This is a genomic window from Chitinophaga sp. (assembly GCF_036569125.1).
Taxonomy (GTDB): domain Bacteria; phylum Bacteroidota; class Bacteroidia; order Chitinophagales; family Chitinophagaceae; genus Chitinophaga.
This window is the reverse complement of record NZ_DATCRF010000009.1, coordinates 1-17,211: the sequence shown is the minus strand read 5'-3', so window position 1 is coordinate 17,211 and position 17,211 is coordinate 1. Positions and strand designations below refer to the sequence as shown.

Below are 17,211 nucleotides of genomic sequence, written 5' to 3'. Positions count from 1 at the left end.
GTAAATGTTTTGCGCACATAGGGACTATCTCGGTGAAAGCTATGCTGGTAGCCATTTGCCGGCCGGTCCCATTTTTTGGGATACCGGTTACGGTTATATGAAAAAGTGCGTTGCGCAGGTGTGTCCGCCGCTTTTAGCTGCTGCTCAAATGCAGCTACTTCTGCAAGAAAGCTGCTGTCGGTATTCACTGTTACCGTGGCATATGCTTCCCATACCAGCGGTATACAGCGGCATAGCCCAATGAGTGCCAGCAGCACAATAATACCGGTACGCTCTCTTTTGGTGAAGGTAAAGTATTCCCGCAGCGATCTTTTTTCCATAAAAAGATGCCAAGTTAGGCCTTGATGGGATGTGGGAAGGTTAATCCGGAGTTAAGGTAGCGTCCATGGACCATGGACTATTCCCCCACCTCCAGCCCGTCATATGCCAGCGCCATACCAGCCGGGAGCTCTGCATTTATTTCTTCATGAAGGCCAAGCTGGTGGCTAATGTGGGTAAAATATACCTGGGGCACCTGCAGCTCCTGTGCCAGGGCTATGGCTTCATCCAGGGTAAAGTGGGAGATATGTTTTTCCTTACGCAGCGCGTTCAGCACCAGCACTTTGGAACCTATGATCTTTTCCTTTTCCTCATCGGCTACAAAATTGGCGTCCGTAATGTAGGTAAAATCGCCAAAGCGGAAACCCAGCACCGGCATTTTGTGGTGCATAACCTGTATGGGTATGATGGAAAAGCCCTTTACGCTGAAAGCCTCGTCTGTAATGGTTTGCAGGTTCAGCTCCGGAATGCCGGGATACTTGAAATCGGCAAAAGCATAGGCAAATTCCCGCATGATGGCGTTCTGCGAAAAATCAGTGGCGTAAATATCAATGGGCTTTTGCTGAAAATAGTTGAAGGCCCGTATGTCGTCCATACCGGCTATATGATCTTTATGAGAATGGGTAATAAGCACCGCTTCCAGGTGTTTTACCTGTGCCCGCAACATCTGGTAACGGAAATCCGGCGTGGTATCTACTACAATATTTCCTATTTCAGATTCAACCAGGATACTACTGCGCAGGCGGGTATTTTTTTTATCGGGAGAGGTGCATACCCGGCAATTGCAGGCAATAACCGGTACCCCCTGTGAGGTGCCTGTTCCAAGAAAAGTGATCTTCATTCTGCGGATTGTTCTTCTGAAGGTGGCAACTGTTCCGGCGTGCCGGGGTTTTCTGCGTCAGCAATATTCTTATTGTTCTGCACCTGCTGGTACAGCTTGGCCGATTCGGGGCTCAGCATCGTGGAATCCAGCTGCAGGCTGCCCAAAATGTCCAGCAAAGTATTGATACGCCCTTCCAGGTTCAGGAACTTATTGATCACCACCACCTTCTTATGTTCCAACACACAATACCCGGAGGTAAACGTACCTTTCTCAAAACGAAGCACATACTTGGCCTCATCAAAGATCTTTTCCAGGCGGGTAAGGTTATTGGGTGTGATTTTAATGTTCATCCTGCAAAAATAAATATTAATGTGCTGATGTGCTAATATGCTGATGTGCTGATTTTATTGCACTCAGCATATGCCAGCACATTAGCACATCAGCAAATTAGCACATTATTTACTTACCAACCTCGCTACCGGCACAATCATCTCCTCCAGGGAAATGCCGCCGTGCTGGAAGGTATTGCGGTAGTAATTTACAAAGTAGTTGTAATTGTTGGGGTAGCACAGGTAACCATCCTCACGGGCAAATATATACGATGAATTTACGTTCGGCTTGGGTAAACCCGCTTCCCGGGGGTCGCGGAAAGCCAGCACCTCTTTAGGATCGTAGTTCAGGTTACGCCCGTGTTTGTAGCGCAGGTTGGTGGTGGTTTGCTTATCGCCTATCACCTTAACGGGCGTTTTTACCCGCACGCTGCCATGGTCTGTAGCTATAATAAGGTTGATCTTCTTATCAGCAATGCGTTTCAGGGCCTGATGCAGGGGCGAGTGCTCAAACCAGCTGGTAGTAATGGAGCGGTAAGAGGTTTCATCGCCGGCCAGCTCTTTCAGCACTTCCATTTCCGTACGGGCATGGCTCATCATATCCACAAAGTTGTAAACGATCACGTTCAGCGGGTAATTGAGCATATTATGCACGTTGTTCACCAGGTGCTGCCCGTCGTTATGGTTAATAACCTTGGTGTAGGAAAAACGTTCGTCCATTTTCAAACGCGCCAGCTGGGCGGCAAAAAATTCTTCCTCATACAGGTTTTTCCCTCCTTCCTCATCATCATTCTTCCACTGCACGGGAAATTTGCTTTCAATATCCACCGGCAGCATACCGGCAAAAATGGCGTTGCGGCTGTATTGGGTGGAGGTAGGCAGTATGCTGTAAAAACTATCCTCTTCCACCAGGCGGAAAGATTCCTGGAAAATGGGCAGGATAGCCTTCCACTGGTCATAGCGCAGGTTATCTATCAGTATAAAAAAGTTCGATACCTCGGGATCCAGGTTGGGCACTACCTTATCGCGGAACAGGGTGTGCGACATCACAGGTGCATCTTTAGCCTTGGGGTGCACCCAATCTGCATAGTTGCGGCTTATGAATTTGGCAAATTCCGTATTGGCTTCGGCCTTTTGCGTGTTGAACACTTCCAGCATCTCCGGGCTGTTAGCCTTACTCATTTCTATTTCCCAGTACACCAGCTTTTTGTAAATGTCCATCCACTCCTGCTGGTCGGGGTTAGAGCTCAGCGCCATGAACAGCGAGCGGAACTCCTGCTGGTAGGCGATGGTGGTTTTTTCTGCTACCAGGCGTTTATTGTCTATGATCTTTTTCAGAGAAAGCAGCACCTGGTTTGGGTTCACAGGTTTTATTAGATAGTCTGTGATCTGGCTGCCAATGGCATCGTCCATCACATTCTCCGCCTCGTTCTTGGTGATCATTACCACGGGGATCTGCTGATCTATTTCCTTAATTTTTCCCAGCGTTTCCAGGCCGGTAATACCGGGCATCGATTCATCCAGCAGCACCACATCCACTACCTGGTCTTTCAGAAATTCCAGCGCATCATACCCGTTGGTAAGGGCCGATACCTTATAGCCCTTATTTTCCAGGAACATGATCTGTGATTTCAAAGATTCTATTTCATCATCTACCCAAAGTATATTTATTTGGCTCATGTACAATTATTGATAGTGTAAGGAAATGGAAAATTGCAGCTGGTAAGTACCGCAAACCGGAACAATTTAACCTTATTTCAGGCAAAAATCATTCCCCGGCACTATCAACGAATTGTTAAAACATGAGATTGCCCTACAGCGCTTTTATTTAAGCAATGCTTTTAGCTGTTTCGATCTTACTACGGGCAGTTTCACTTTTACAGGAGCAGCGGCCTTTTAAGGCTAACGCCTGGCAATAACACCAGAACTGTCAGCTAGCATAGTTCGTTGGCGCGCAACATATTAAAAGTTTTGTTAAAATAGTGAAATTCCGGCCCGGACCAATAAACTTTCTGCGCTTTAAACGTTCTATTCAGAATGGCCGGTCAGGCCATTGTATGGCTGTCAGCAAAGGCCTCTCATAAAAAATGGATCCTGGCCGCAGTAACATGTAGGGGTGATTTATTCATTAATCGTCTATACATTAGAAAAAGTTACCGATTGAAACTGTAGCTTTGTATATCAGCAAAGAGCTTATAATACAATGACGGAGCGTAAGCGGAAGATTGTAAACGACCCGGTGTATGGTTTTATAACAATAGATCATCCGTTGATCTTTAACCTCATCTCCCATCCGTACTACCAGCGGTTGCGGCGTATACACCAAATGGCCCTGGCGCACCTGGTGTACCCGGGCGCCATGCATACGCGCTTTCACCACAGTATGGGCGCTTATCACCTGATGAGCTGCGCCCTGCAGGAGCTGAAAGGGAAGGGGATAGCGATCACGGAGGAAGAGGAGGTAGCGGCCAGGATGGCTATTCTGCTGCATGATGTAGGACATGGACCGTATTCACACGCACTGGAGCACGGCATTATAGAAGGGGTATCGCACGAGGCTATTGGCCGCTGGCTGATGGAGGACCTGAACCGGCAGATGAATGGAGCGCTGAGCCTTACACTGGAAATATTTAATGACCGCTATCATAAAAAGTTCCTGCATCAATTGGTTTCCAGCCAGTTGGATGTGGACAGGATGGATTACCTGAACCGGGATAGCTTTTATACCGGCGTATCAGAAGGCGTAATTGGCTATGACCGGATCATTAAAATGCTCACCGTGCATAACGGGGAGCTGATGGTGGAGGAAAAAGGCATTTATTCGATAGAAAAGTTCATTGTGGCGCGGCGCTTGATGTATTGGCAGGTGTATTTGCACAAAACGGTGCTCAGCGCGGAGAATATGCTGGTGAAGATCCTGGTGCGGGCAAAGGAATTAGCGCTAAAGGGAGTAGAGCTATTTGCTTCCCCTCCGTTGCAATACTTTCTGTATCATACCATTACGGCCAGTAATTTTGAGCAGGAACCGGCCTGTCTGCAACAATTCTGTTTGCTGGATGATTATGATATCATGGGCGCCATTAAAGTATGGGCGCAACATGAGGACAAGGTACTGTCGCTTTTGTGCAACTGGCTGATAAACAGGAATTTGTTGAAATGTATATTGAGTAATGAGGCATTTGAGGATGATGCAATAGCGGTGCTGAAGAACCAGGTACAGCGGAAATGGGGTTTGGAGGGCAGTGAGCTGGATTACCTGGTATTTTCGGGAACTGCCAGCTTAAGAGCGTATAATATCAAGGATGAACAGATCAATATCCTTTTTAAGGATGGAACGGTGAAAGATATTTCTTCTATAGACAATGCCCTGGTGAGCCATACATTGGCTATACCCGTAAAAAAATTCTACATTTGTCATCCAAAAATGTAGGTAAGCAACGTTTTATAAGGAATTAAAATGTTAAAGAATAACTTTATACAATCCGGTGAGGGTAACTTTTATAACTTTTAACTATGCAGTTTAGCGCAGTACAATTAGCGACCATGTTAGATGGTAAGCTGGAGGGAAACCCGGACGTAAAAGTGAGCAACATTGCCAAAATAGAAGAGGCCGGCAATGGAATGCTCAGCTTTATTGCCAATCCTAAATACGAAGAATTTATATATAGCACGCAGGCGTCTATCCTGATCGTGAATGAAAGCCTGGTGATCGAAGGCGCCGTGAAACCCACGCTCATACGGGTAAAGGACGCCTACAGCAGCTTTGCCCTGCTGCTGGAAAAGTATAAGCAAATGGTAGGCAACAAAACAGGCATACAACAACCTTCCTATATTCCAAGCTCAGTAAAATTAGGCGCTAATGTTTTCGTAGGTGCGTTTGCGTACCTGGGCGAAAATGTAGTGCTGGGTAATAATGTAAAGATCTACCCCGGTGTATACCTGGGCGATAATGTGATCGTAAATGACGATTCTACCATCTACCCCGGCGTAAAGGTGTATGATAACTGTGTGCTGGGTAAACGGGTGATCTTACATGCCGGCTGCGTAATTGGCGGCGATGGGTTTGGCTTTGCCCCCCAGGAAGACCGTTCCTACAAAAAAGTACCGCAAATTGGCAATGTAGTGATCCATGACGATGTGGAAATAGGCGCTAATACTACCATAGACCGCGCTACCATGGGCTCTACCGTTATACGCCAGGGCGTAAAGCTGGATAACCTGATCCAGGTAGCCCATAACGTAGACATTGGCACCAATACGGTAATTGCCGCCCAGACAGGGGTTTCCGGCAGCACCAAAATAGGCCAGAACTGTGTAATAGGCGGGCAGGTAGGCATGGTAGGCCACATACACATAGCAGATAATACCAAAATAAATGCACAGAGCGGCTTGTCCAAATCCATCTCTAATCCAAACACCTCTCTGACAGGCTCCCCGGCGTTCGATTATAAAAGTTCGCTGAAAAGTCAGGCAATTTTTAGAAATTTGCCGGACCTTGAAAAAAGGGTAAAGGAGCTGGAAGACATGGTAAAACAACTTCTCTCCGAGCGGGAAGGGGTTTGAAGGATTTAGTTAACAGTAAAACAATATGATGGAAAATTTAGAGTCGCAGAACCAACATACACTTAAAGGACCTGTAACCATATCGGGTGTTGGTTTACATACGGGAGCGCAAGTAAATATGACCCTGAAACCGGCCCCTCCCGGGTTTGGTATTAAGTTCCAGCGTATAGACCTCCCGGAACAACCTGTAGTAAAAGCGGATGTGGACTATGTAGTAGACACCACCCGCAGCACCACTTTAGAACATAACGGCGCCCGCGTAAGCACCATAGAGCATATTATGGCAGCCCTGGCCGGCACCGGTATAGATAACGTGCTGGTAGAGCTGAATGGCCCGGAAGTACCCATTATGGACGGCAGCGCCCAGCCTTTTGTGGAAGTGATAGATGAAGTAGGCGCCCAGCAGCAGGATGCTAAAAAGATCTATTATTCCTTAGATACCAATATCTCTTATTACGACGAGGTAAAGAAAGTAGAAATGGTGGCATTGCCTGCTGTTGACTACCGCATTACCTGCCTTATAGATTTTAACTCACCTGTACTGGGCACCCAGCACGCCAACTTAAAAGGCCTGCAGGAGTTCAGTAAGGAAATAGCGCCCTGCCGCACCTTCTGCTTCCTGCATGAGCTGGAATACCAGCTGTCCCTGAACCTGATCAAAGGCGGGGACATCAATAATGCTATTGTGGTGGTAGACCGCCCGGTAACGGAAGAAGAGCTGCAGCGCCTGGCCAAGGCTTTTCAGCGTGAAAAGATCTCGGTACAGCGTGAAGGCATTTTGAATAATATACAGCTGCGTTTCCCCAATGAACCGGCCCGGCACAAGCTGCTGGATGTGGTGGGCGATCTGGCCCTGGTAGGCTTTCCTATTAAGGCGCATATCATTGCCAACCGCCCGGGACATGCCTCCAACGTGGAGTTTGCAAAGAAGATCAAACAGTATATCAAAAAGAACAAGCACGTACGGGACATTCCTACCTATGATCCCAACCAGCCTGCCATTTTTGACCTGCGCCGCATAGAAAAAACACTGCCCCACCGCTATCCTTTCCTGTTGGTGGATAAGATCATAGACCTTACGGATACCCAGGTAGTGGGCATCAAGAACGTAACGTTCAATGAATATTTTTTCCAGGGCCACTTTCCCGGTAACCCGGTAATGCCCGGTGTACTGCAGATAGAAGCGCTGGCACAGGCCGGCGGCATACTGGCGCTGAACGCGGTGCCCGACCCCGAGAACTATGATACCTACTTCCTGAAAATAGACAACTGTAAATTCAAACAGAAAGTATTGCCGGGTGATACCCTGATCCTGAAAATGGAGCTGCTGAGCCCCATCAGGCGGGGTATTGTGGAAATGCGGGGTACCGTATTTGTCGGTAACAAGGTTGTCACTGAGGCTGACCTGGTAGCACAAATCATTAAAACTAGAGAAGGCAAATAAGCATGATCCACCCGCTTACGTACATTCACCCGGACGCCAAAGTTGCGCCTAATGTAAAAATTGATCCGTTCACCGTTATTCACAAGAATGTGGAGATCGGGGATGGCACCTGGATAGGTTCCAACGTTACCATTATGGAAGGCGCCCGCATCGGCAAGAACTGCCGCATATTCCCGGGCTCCGTTATATCCGCCATTCCGCAGGATCTGAAATTTGCAGGGGAGGACACCACGGTAGAAATAGGTGATAACACCACTATCCGTGAATTTGTGACCATTAACCGTGGTACCAAAGACCGGTGGAAAACCACCATTGGCAAGAACTGCCTGATCATGGCTTACTGCCATATTGCGCATGACTGTGAAGTTGGCAACAACTGCATCTTCTCTAATAATACTACCCTGGCAGGCCATATCACCGTAGGTGATTACGTGGTGCTGGCAGGTATGGTGGCTGTGCACCAGTTTTGCCAGATAGGCGATCATGCCTTTGTAACCGGCGGTTCGCTGGTGCGCAAGGATGTGCCGCCTTATGTAAAGGCAGCGCGCGAGCCTCTCTCCTATGTGGGCGTAAACTCAATAGGATTGAAACGCCGCGGTTTTTCCCTGGAAAAGATCAATCACATCCTGGATATTTACCGCGTAATATTTGTGAAAGGCTACAATGTATCAAAAGCCATCAGCATCATAGAAGCCGAATTTCCGGCTACGGACGAACGGGATGAGATCCTTTCCTTTATACGCGATTCCGGCCGGGGTGTGATGAAAGGTTATACCACCCGTAACAATGACGATATCGCTTAACCAGGCAGGCAAGCGCTTTAATTACGACTGGATCTTCCGTCGTATATCCTTTACATTCAGGGATAGCGGGCGTTATGCCATCCTGGGGCCTAACGGATCAGGAAAATCTACTTTATTACAGGTTATCAGCGGTCACCTGCATCATAATGAAGGTACCGTTACTTATAGCATAGCGGAAAAGCCCATCGAGAACGATGCGTTTTTCCGCTATTGTGCTATTGCAGCACCCTATCTTGAGCTTATAGAAGAATTTACCCTGGCAGAGATCATACAATTCCATGTGCAGTTTAAAACGCTGCTGCCGGGTATTACCGAAAAGGAAATAGCGGGTATGGTAGGCCTGGAAAAATCGATGGACAAGCAGCTCCGTTATTTTTCTTCCGGCATGAAACAGCGTATTAAGCTGGCCCTGGCCATTTTTTCCGATGTGCCGGTACTGCTGCTGGACGAGCCCTGCACCAACCTGGATGTTGCCGGCGTACAGCTGTACCAGCATTTAATTGAGCAATATTGCGGGCAGCGCATGCTGATCGTAAGCTCCAATGATGAGCAGGAATATTATATGTGCCCGGAACGGATCCAGATCGTAGATTACAAATAGAATTACGAATGGGGTGGTACATGAGGGTAAAAGGCATATTTGTAACGGGTAATTCATAATTCTTCTAGGTACATACTTCACGCACTACATAATTCGTAATTCGTAATTGACAATTCGTAATTACTATGCAGACAGCCAGTAAAAAAGTGATCAACGGATGGGCCATGTATGACTGGGCCAATTCTGTTTACAACCTGGTGATCACCACCACCTTTTTCCCTATTTACTTTACAGAAGTTACCAAAGATCATTTTAAGAGCGAGATCATTCCTTTCTTCGGGATGAAGTTTGTGAACTCTGCTTTGTATGATTATGCATCTGCAGCAGCCTATTTGTTAATTGCATTACTATCGCCCATATTGTCCTCTATTGCAGATACACGCGGTAATAAAAAGAATTTCCTGTTCAGCTTTACCTTACTGGGCAGTGTAGCCTGCAGCGCATTGTTTTTATTTTATGGCGATAATGTAGAATACGGCACCATTTGCTTTCTGCTGGCCACTGTAGGCTATTGCGGCGGCCTGGTGTTCTATAATTCTTATTTACCGGAAATAGCTGCTCCTGAAGACCGTGACCGCATCAGCGCGAAGGGTTTTGCGCTGGGGTATATTGGCAGCGTGATCCTACAGCTTATAGGATTTGTATTAGTAGCCGTACACCCTTTTGGATTAACGGGCGCTACACCGGTAAGGGTAACCTTTCTGTTGGTAGGCATCTGGTGGCTGGGCTTTGCGTTGTTTAGCCTCAGCCGTTTACCTGCATCCAAAGCCACCGTGCAAACACACTATGGCGGCGCTTTTAAAGAAGGTTTCTCTGAGCTGCGGAAAGTATATGCACAGGTAAAGCTGATGCCGGTGTTAAAACGCTTTTTGCGCGGTTTCTTCTTTTACAGCATGGGCGTGCAAACCGTAATGCTGGCCGCCACACTGTTTGGCAGCAAGGAGCTGAACCTGCCCTCCACCAACCTGATCATAGCCGTAGTGGTGATACAGCTGGTAGCCGTATTTGGCGCCTGGGGTATAGCGCGGCTCTCCGGCAAATTCGGGAACCTGCGTGTATTGATCGGCGTTATAGTGTTCTGGTTATGTATCTGCGTAGCCGGTTACCGTATGCAAACCGCTACTGATTTTTATATACTGGCCGTTGCAGTAGGTATTGTAATGGGCGGCGTGCAATCCCTGAGCCGTTCAACTTATGCCAAGCTAATGCCCGAAACAGAAGATACTACCTCCTTTTTCAGCTATTATGATGTAACGGAGAAGCTGGCTATTGTGGTAGGCATGTTCAGCTTTGGTTATATTGAAGAGCTGACCGGCAGCATGCGTAACTCAGTGCTGGCCCTGATGGTGTTCTTTGCCATTGGTTTAGGCTGGATCATCTCTGCGCTGCTGAAGCAGAAAAAAGAATTAATAATGAATAATTAAGAATTAATATTTGGTACTGCATTTAACGTACCTTCATCAGAGGTGATGTACTGATATTAATTATTAATTCTTAATTATTAATTATCCATGGAACTTTACACAATAGATACAGGATTTTTTAAACTGGATGGCGGGGCCATGTTTGGCGTAGTGCCTAAAAGCATCTGGCATAAGCTGAACCCCGCTGATGATAATAACATGTGTACCTGGGCCATGCGCTGCCTGCTTATTAAAGAAGGCAACCGCCTGATACTGGTAGACACTGGTATTGGCAACAAACAGGATGCAAAATTTTTCAGCTATTACTACCTGCATGGCAATGCCACGCTGGACAGCTCCCTGGCGGCACACGGCTTTCACCGGGACGATATCACCGATGTATTCCTGACGCATTTACACTTTGACCATTGCGGTGGCAGTATTATCCGGGAGGGCGATAAACTGGCGCCGGCCTTTAAAAATGCCGTTTACTGGAGTAATCCCGATCACTGGAAATGGGCTACGGAACCCAATGAGCGGGAAAAAGCATCTTTCCTCAAAGAAAATATTTTACCCATCCAGGAAAGCGGCCAGCTGCAATTTATTGATCAGCAGGATGGTATTAAGTTCACTGAAAATATAGCAGTCCGTTTTGTGCATGGCCATACCGATGCCATGATGCTGCCGCAGATCCGTTATAAGAACCAGACCCTCCTTTACATGGCCGACCTGCTGCCCTCCATAGGCCACCTGCCTATTCCCTATGTGATGGCGTATGACATGTTTCCCCTTACCACGCTGCAGGAAAAGAAAAGCTTTTTACAGGAAGCATTGGATAACAAGTACATCCTGTTTTTTGAGCACGATCCGAAAGTGGAGTGCTGTACCCTGCAGCAAACAGAACGGGGGATCAGAACGGACAACATGTTTGCATTAAAAGAGATCTAGGTTAATTACAAATTATTCAATTACGAATTACGAATTAAATGCAGCGGAGAAGGTGATTGGCTCTAATGTTGAACATCTCTGTACACTAAACCCAATTCGTAATTGCCCTTCCTGATTTTCCCTGAAAACATTCTCTTGCGCTCAACCCAATTCGTAATTCGTAATTTAATAATTCGTAATTGTGCCAGAATGGCACTCCCACCCCCTCCTGCACGCAATTTGATATACCTTGGTCTGAAAAGAGCAAATCAAATGGCTATACATCTCACACCCGATAATAAATTGAAGAAGCTGATCGTGGTAGGCGATCGCGTGCTGATCAAACCTTCCCAACCTAATGAGCGCACAGACAGTGGGTTATACCTGCCGCCCGGTGTAGGAGAACGGGAAAAAGTGCAGCAGGGATACGTGATCAAAACCGGCCCGGGTTACGCCATCCCGGTACCTGCCGAGGAAACAGAATCCTGGAAGCCGGAAGAAGAAAAAGTAAAATATATTCCTTTACAGGCCAAAGAAGGCGATCTGGCTATTTTCCTGATCAGCGGCTCTACTGAAGTAGTGTACCAGGGCGATAAATACTTTATAGTACCGCAAAGCGCAATATTGATGTTGGAAAGGGAGGAAGACCTGTAATTAATTGCTTAATGTGCTAATATGCCAATGTGCTGGTAAGAATGATTGAAGTGAAATTTTTCATTTAGTCCGATCAGCACATTAGCATATCAGCACATCAGCACATTAAATCAGTTTCCTTTCCGCCAGCTCCCTCTCCCCTACATACTCCAATATATCGGCCGGCTGGCAGTGTAATACTTTACAGATCTCTTCCAGGGTAGAAAAACGGATGGCCTTTGCCTTACCGCTTTTCAGCACACTTAAGTTGGCAATGGTAATGCCTACCTGTTCACTCAAAGCAGTGAGCGACATTTTACGTTTAGCCAGCATCACATCCAGGTTTACAACGATCGGCATAATTATATGGTTAGCTCCAGCTCCTGTTTATAGGTAATTCCCTTTTTGTAGATGACAGCCATTATTAATAGACCAACACCCAACAGGCAATAAGGCCAGTAATTCAGTATTCCATCCAGGAACATCATAACGCCCATGCCTCCCCCGGTTTCGCTACCGGCTATTAACAGCAATGCAAATAACATGCTTGGAACAGGCGCCAGCAATAACAGGTAGCCAATACGCCGTATGTTACGCAGGTTAAAAAGGTCATACACATGGCCTTTTAAGATGCGGAATATTGTTTTATTGAGCAGTACCAATATATAGATCAGCCCTCCCAAATAAAAAGCTCTCAAAAAAACGCCAAATAGTATCATCCCGGAAGAGCCGGATATGGCCGGATTGGAATGCATTTCTCTGAACATTAAGAACACCGGATATAAGAATAAAAGTATTACACCTGCAATAACAATATTCAATGCCCAGAACAGCATGCGAAGCATCATTACGTGGCTGCGTTTCATAGTAAGTATTTTAAATTTTAAATTGATCTGATTTCAAAATGAAGGTAAAAGCCTTTTATCATTTCACAAAATATTTTTATCGTTTTTCGATAAATAATATCCTTTTAAGGATAATGCCTATTATCTGTCAACCGGTTATACTAACTGTAAAAAATTAAGCTATCTTTCAGGCAAATTTTATACACCATGGCAAATCAGGCAGCCTTCCTGGAAGCTATCAAAAGCGGCTATACTTTTAAGGGAGAACATTTTAAACTGGGTTGCGCCATACTGGATGGCGAAGTAGTGAGCGGTGCAGATGTGAACCTTCCCCTGAAAACACTGAACAGGCACGGTTTAATTGCCGGCGCCACCGGTACCGGTAAAACCAAAACCCTGCAGGTAATAGCAGAAGGTTTAAGTGATGCCAGCGTGCCGGTGCTGCTGATGGATATAAAAGGTGACCTGAGCGGCATTGCAGCTGCCGGCGCCAATAACCCTAAGATTGAAGAACGTTATCAGAAAATAGGCGGCCAGTGGTCGCCGGCTGCATACCCTGCAGAACTCCTGAGCCTGAGCCAGGAGAAAGGCGCCCGTTTACGCGCCACCGTTAGTGAGTTTGGTCCTGTATTATTATCCAAGATACTGGAGCTGAATGATACGCAGGCAGGCCTGGTAGGCATGATCTTTAAATACTGTGACGACACTAAAATGCCCCTGCTGGACCTGAAAGATTTTAAAAAGGTATTGCAGTACGTAGCAGCAGAAGGAAAGGCTGAGCTGGAAAAAGACTACGGGAAAATATCCACTACTTCTACCGGTACCATTTTACGTAAGGTAATTGAGCTGGAACAACAGGGCGCCGGTTTATTCTTTGGCGAAAAGTCTTTTGAGGTGGATGACCTGCTGCGCATCAGCGATGATGGCCGCGGTATGATCTCTATTGTGCGTGTATCCGATATCCAGGACCGGCCCAAACTCTTCTCTACCTTTATGCTTAGCCTGCTGGCAGAGCTCTATGCCACTTTACCGGAAGAAGGCGATATGGATAAGCCCAAGCTGGTAATGTTCATTGATGAAGCGCACCTCATTTTCCAGGAAGCCAGCGACGCGCTGCTGCAGCAGATAGAAACCATTATTAAGCTCATTCGTTCCAAAGGGGTAGGCATCTTTTTCTGTACGCAAAATCCTATGGATGTGCCGCCTTCTGTGCTGGGGCAATTAGGCCTGAAAGTGCAGCATGCCCTGCGCGCCTTTACCGCCAATGACCGTAAGGCCATTAAACAAACCGCAGAGAACTATCCCTTATCTGATTTTTATAAAACCGATGAGCTGCTTACGCAGATAGGTATTGGTGAAGCGCTGATCACCTGTCTGAATGAAAAAGGCACACCTACGCCGCTGGCTGCCACCATGCTCATCTCGCCCCGCTCACGGATGGATGTATTAACGAGCATAGAAATGGATAGCCTTGTAAGCGGCTCTAAGCTGGCTAAAAAATACAACCAGGAAATAGATAACCAGAGCGCGTATGAAATACTAACCGCTAAGCTGGAAGAAGCCGCAGAAAAAACCGCGGCTGCTCCTGCTCCCAAAGCCGGCCGGCCCAAAGAAGAAAAGAGCGTGCTGGAAAGTGTGCTGGATAGCCCCGTAGCCAGGCAGGTGGGCCGTACAGCCGCCAGCGTAATTACCCGCAGCCTGTTAGGCGCCCTGGGCTTAGGTGGCAGAAGTAAGAAAAAGGGCAGCTGGTTCTAAGATACTATTATGGAATTTACCCATCATATTTTCACCATCGTATTAGGCGTTACCGGATTAATATTTATCCCCTGCGGAATGTGGCTATGGAAGCAGCCTCCCAAACGCATTAACGGCTTGATGGGCTATCGTACACCGCGCTCCATGAAAAGCCAGGCGGCCTGGGATTTTGCACAGGTATATGCCGGTAAGCAGCTTTTTTACAGCGGTATTGCCCTGTTGGTGCTGGCGCTGCTATGCCTGCCCATTACAGCTACGCACAGCCTTATTGTACTGCTGCCTACTTTGCTGGTACTTGTTTTTACAGCCCTGCCTTTATATCTTACGGAGCGAAAGCTGAAAAGCAATTTTGGTAACCATCGCTAAATAACAACTACCATATGGATAGGATCATTCAAACAGGCGTTTGCTCTTATGGCATGTCTGGAACAATATTCCACGTACCGTTTATACACGTACACCCCGGATTTGAATTTGCAGCAGTAGTGGAAAGAAGTAAGAATTTAGCCCGGGAAAAATATCCTAACGTAAAAGTATACCGGAGTGTGGAAGATATGATCAAGGATCCCGCCCTGGACCTGATCGTAGTGAACACGCCCAACTATACCCATTACCCATATACTAAAGCTGCGCTGGAAGCAGGCAAGAACGTAATTGTAGAAAAACCTTTTACCGTTACTTCTGCAGAAGGACAGGAGCTGATGGAGCTGGCCAAATCCAAAGGATTGTTCTTAAGCGTATTCCATAACCGCCGTTATGATAGCGATTATAAGATCATTACAGAAGTAGTGCAGTCCGGCGTGTTGGGCGATATACAGGAAGCAGAAATTCATTACGACCGTTTCCGGGAAGAGCTCAGCTATAAAAAGCACAAAGAAACTGCGAACCCAGGCACCGGTGCATTATACGACCTGGGTGCACACATTATAGACCAGGCTTTGCTGCTGTTTGGCATGCCTAAAAGTGTGTGGGCCGACATCCGCATTATCCGCAAAGAATCTGTAGTGGATGATTATTTTGAGCTGGTGTTCTATTATGACAACATGCGCGTAAGGCTGCATACCAGCTACCTGGTAAGGGAACCCATGCCCTCGTACCAGTTCCATGGCCGTTTAGGCTCTTTCATTAAAACCAAGGCAGATGTGCAGGAAGCGCAGCTGCAAAGAGGTTTGCTGCCTAACAGCCCGGGCTGGGGCGAAGAAGGCATTCATGAATGGGGCCTGCTGCACACGGAGAAAGATGGGAAAATTGTAAAACAGTTCCTGCCCTCACCTACCGGCAATTACCTGAACTATTACCAGGATGTTTACGATGCGCTGGTAAATGGCGCCAGGAACCCGGTTCCTGCGGCTGATGGCCTGCGGATCATAAAAATTATTGAAGCGGCGTTCCAGAGCAGTAAAGAAAGAAAAGCGATAGATCTTTAATGTGCCGATGTGCAAATATGCTAATGTGCTGGTATATATGATTGAAGCCAAGATTTCAATTTAATCTAACCAGCACATTAGCACATCAGCATATTAGCACATTAATCACATCATCTCATCTTCAATATTCCATCTTTGTCGCGGGTTACTTTTTCTTCTGATACCAGGAATTGTAATACATCTAAAATACGGTCTTCTTCTATACCAGGCAGCTGTTCAAGCAGCAAGGGCAGGTGCATAGGCAGCTGCAGCTGTTCTATAACTAACGCGGCTATACGCTCAAATTCCGTTTCAGTCACCGGTTTGCGCTTACGGGCGGTGCAGATGTCGCAAATACCACACTCCTTATTTTCATCTTCCCCAAAATAGGCTACCAGCGCTTGTGTACGGCAGGTTTGCCGGTTACGTACATAACGGAACATGGCATGCAGCCTTTCTGTATAGGTACGTTTGCGCTCCTCTACACGCTCCATATTAACGCGCAGGTACTGCGCCTGCAAACGCTCCTGCAAAAAACAAAGCTGCGGCTCATCTTTTTTAGGCCGGTATAGGATAATACCGCGCTGGTGCAGCTGCTGCAGCTTTTCTGTTACCTGCTCCTCCTGCAGCCGTAAAATGCGGGCCAGCTGCTTTTCAAATACCCGTACTTCAATATCAAAAATACCTTCGTAGGTGCGTAGCAATGCTTTTATAAGCGGGTCCAGCGCGGGCTGTGTTTCCCCCACAGCATACAGCGTTTCCCGGTCAGTGATGAACATGGCGCGGGAAGGCAGGTACACACTTTCACTCAGCTGCAAAATACCCTCCTGCTCCAGTATGCGCATAGCGCTGTAGGTGGTGGTAATATTTAACTGAAAATGTTTTACAAATTCATTAATGTCAAAATCAAAATACAGGCCTTCTGCGCTGCCTAGCGGCACCTGCAGGTAGTTCATTATACACTGGTAAATGTGTTTTATTTCCGGCAGCGTAGGGTATTGTTGTGCAATCCTTTCCTGCAGCTCTGCAAGTTCCGGCTCATTGTATAACAGCACAGCATAGGCTTTCTGCTCATCACGGCCGGCACGGCCCGCCTCCTGGTAGTATGCTTCCAAGCTGTCGGGCATATCATAGTGGATCACCAGGCGCACATCGGGTTTGTCAATACCCATTCCAAAAGCGTTGGTACAAACCATTACCCGCACTTCATTTTTGATCCAGGCTTCCTGCCGGGCCGTACGCTCTTCCGGCGGCAAACCGGCATGGTAGTGCGCGGCGGAAATGCCCTGTAAGTGCAGCAGGTCGGCCAGCTGGCGGGTACGTTTGCGGTTGCGGCAGTATACAATGGCGCAGCCGGGTAC

Annotated in this window: 18 protein-coding genes; 11 read left to right on the top strand and 7 right to left on the bottom strand. The window is 47.1% G+C overall.

Annotated features, from left to right (window positions below):
- From VIM87_RS00350 to VIM87_RS00335, 4 genes are all read right to left on the bottom strand, one after another.
- Nucleotides 1–320 (bottom strand): hypothetical protein (locus tag VIM87_RS00350; protein WP_331995039.1); only part of this gene is annotated, 320 nt, incomplete at its 3' end.
- A gap of 77 nt (nt 321–397) precedes the next feature.
- Complete coding sequence (locus VIM87_RS00345) at nt 398–1,159, bottom strand: MBL fold metallo-hydrolase (protein ID WP_331995038.1); 762 nt, start codon at nt 1,157–1,159, stop codon at nt 398–400.
- A complete protein-coding gene (locus VIM87_RS00340) occupies nt 1,156–1,491 on the bottom strand; it encodes a hypothetical protein (protein ID WP_331995037.1) in 336 nt (111 codons plus the stop codon). The genes VIM87_RS00345 and VIM87_RS00340 overlap by 4 nt, the downstream gene beginning before the upstream one ends.
- 105 nt (nt 1,492–1,596) lie before the next feature.
- Nucleotides 1,597–3,150: a bifunctional response regulator/alkaline phosphatase family protein gene (locus VIM87_RS00335; RefSeq protein ID WP_331995036.1), complete on the bottom strand. Its 1,554-nt coding sequence runs from the start codon at nt 3,148–3,150 to the stop codon at nt 1,597–1,599.
- Between the two features lie 523 nt (nt 3,151–3,673).
- Between VIM87_RS00335 and VIM87_RS00330 the strand changes: the two genes are divergently transcribed.
- From VIM87_RS00330 to VIM87_RS00295, 8 genes are all read left to right on the top strand, one after another.
- Nucleotides 3,674–4,900, top strand: a complete 1,227-nt coding sequence (locus VIM87_RS00330; protein ID WP_331995035.1) for an HD domain-containing protein — start codon at nt 3,674–3,676, stop codon at nt 4,898–4,900.
- Between the two features lie 83 nt (nt 4,901–4,983).
- Nucleotides 4,984–6,033, top strand: coding sequence for a UDP-3-O-(3-hydroxymyristoyl)glucosamine N-acyltransferase (lpxD, locus tag VIM87_RS00325; protein ID WP_331995034.1), 1,050 nt, complete (start codon nt 4,984–4,986; stop codon nt 6,031–6,033).
- A gap of 25 nt (nt 6,034–6,058) precedes the next feature.
- Nucleotides 6,059–7,477: a bifunctional UDP-3-O-[3-hydroxymyristoyl] N-acetylglucosamine deacetylase/3-hydroxyacyl-ACP dehydratase gene (locus VIM87_RS00320; RefSeq protein WP_331995033.1), complete on the top strand. Its 1,419-nt coding sequence runs from the start codon at nt 6,059–6,061 to the stop codon at nt 7,475–7,477.
- A 2-nt stretch (nt 7,478–7,479) separates the two neighbouring features.
- Nucleotides 7,480–8,280, top strand: coding sequence for an acyl-ACP--UDP-N-acetylglucosamine O-acyltransferase (gene lpxA / locus VIM87_RS00315; protein ID WP_331995032.1), 801 nt, complete (start codon nt 7,480–7,482; stop codon nt 8,278–8,280).
- Entirely contained in the window at nt 8,264–8,881 is a 618-nt protein-coding gene (locus tag VIM87_RS00310) for an ABC transporter ATP-binding protein (protein ID WP_331995031.1), read from the top strand. The genes lpxA and VIM87_RS00310 overlap by 17 nt, the downstream gene beginning before the upstream one ends.
- A gap of 125 nt (nt 8,882–9,006) precedes the next feature.
- The gene (locus tag VIM87_RS00305) at nt 9,007–10,305 is read left to right on the top strand and encodes an MFS transporter (protein WP_331995030.1); all 1,299 of its coding nucleotides are present in this window, start codon (nt 9,007–9,009) and stop codon (nt 10,303–10,305) included.
- A gap of 87 nt (nt 10,306–10,392) precedes the next feature.
- Nucleotides 10,393–11,232, top strand: coding sequence for an MBL fold metallo-hydrolase (locus tag VIM87_RS00300; protein ID WP_331995029.1), 840 nt, complete (start codon nt 10,393–10,395; stop codon nt 11,230–11,232).
- 252 nt (nt 11,233–11,484) lie between these two features.
- Complete coding sequence (locus tag VIM87_RS00295) at nt 11,485–11,865, top strand: co-chaperone GroES family protein (protein ID WP_331995028.1); 381 nt, start codon at nt 11,485–11,487, stop codon at nt 11,863–11,865.
- Between the two features lie 105 nt (nt 11,866–11,970).
- Here the strand turns inward: VIM87_RS00295 and VIM87_RS00290 are convergent, their stop codons facing one another.
- Nucleotides 11,971–12,204 (bottom strand): helix-turn-helix transcriptional regulator, encoded by a 234-nt coding sequence (locus tag VIM87_RS00290; protein ID WP_331995027.1) that lies wholly within the window; start codon nt 12,202–12,204, stop codon nt 11,971–11,973.
- A 2-nt stretch (nt 12,205–12,206) separates the two neighbouring features.
- Nucleotides 12,207–12,710: a DUF2975 domain-containing protein gene (locus VIM87_RS00285; protein WP_331995026.1), complete on the bottom strand. Its 504-nt coding sequence runs from the start codon at nt 12,708–12,710 to the stop codon at nt 12,207–12,209.
- Between the two features lie 186 nt (nt 12,711–12,896).
- On the opposite strand from VIM87_RS00285, the gene VIM87_RS00280 reads away from it, so the two are divergent.
- The 3 genes from VIM87_RS00280 to VIM87_RS00270 all read left to right on the top strand — a co-directional run bounded on the left by VIM87_RS00280 (nt 12,897) and on the right by VIM87_RS00270 (nt 15,871).
- Entirely contained in the window at nt 12,897–14,444 is a 1,548-nt protein-coding gene (locus tag VIM87_RS00280; RefSeq protein ID WP_331995025.1) for a helicase HerA-like domain-containing protein, read from the top strand.
- Nucleotides 14,445–14,522: 78 nt separating this feature from the next.
- A complete protein-coding gene (locus VIM87_RS00275) occupies nt 14,523–14,810 on the top strand; it encodes an SdpI family protein (protein ID WP_331995024.1) in 288 nt (95 codons plus the stop codon).
- Between the two features lie 14 nt (nt 14,811–14,824).
- A complete protein-coding gene (locus tag VIM87_RS00270) occupies nt 14,825–15,871 on the top strand; it encodes a Gfo/Idh/MocA family oxidoreductase (protein ID WP_331995023.1) in 1,047 nt (348 codons plus the stop codon).
- A 110-nt stretch (nt 15,872–15,981) separates the two neighbouring features.
- Here the strand turns inward: VIM87_RS00270 and VIM87_RS00265 are convergent.
- Nucleotides 15,982–17,211, bottom strand: a 1,230-nt coding sequence (locus VIM87_RS00265; RefSeq protein WP_331995022.1) for a C-terminal helicase domain-containing protein, incomplete at its 5' end; no start/stop codon positions are given.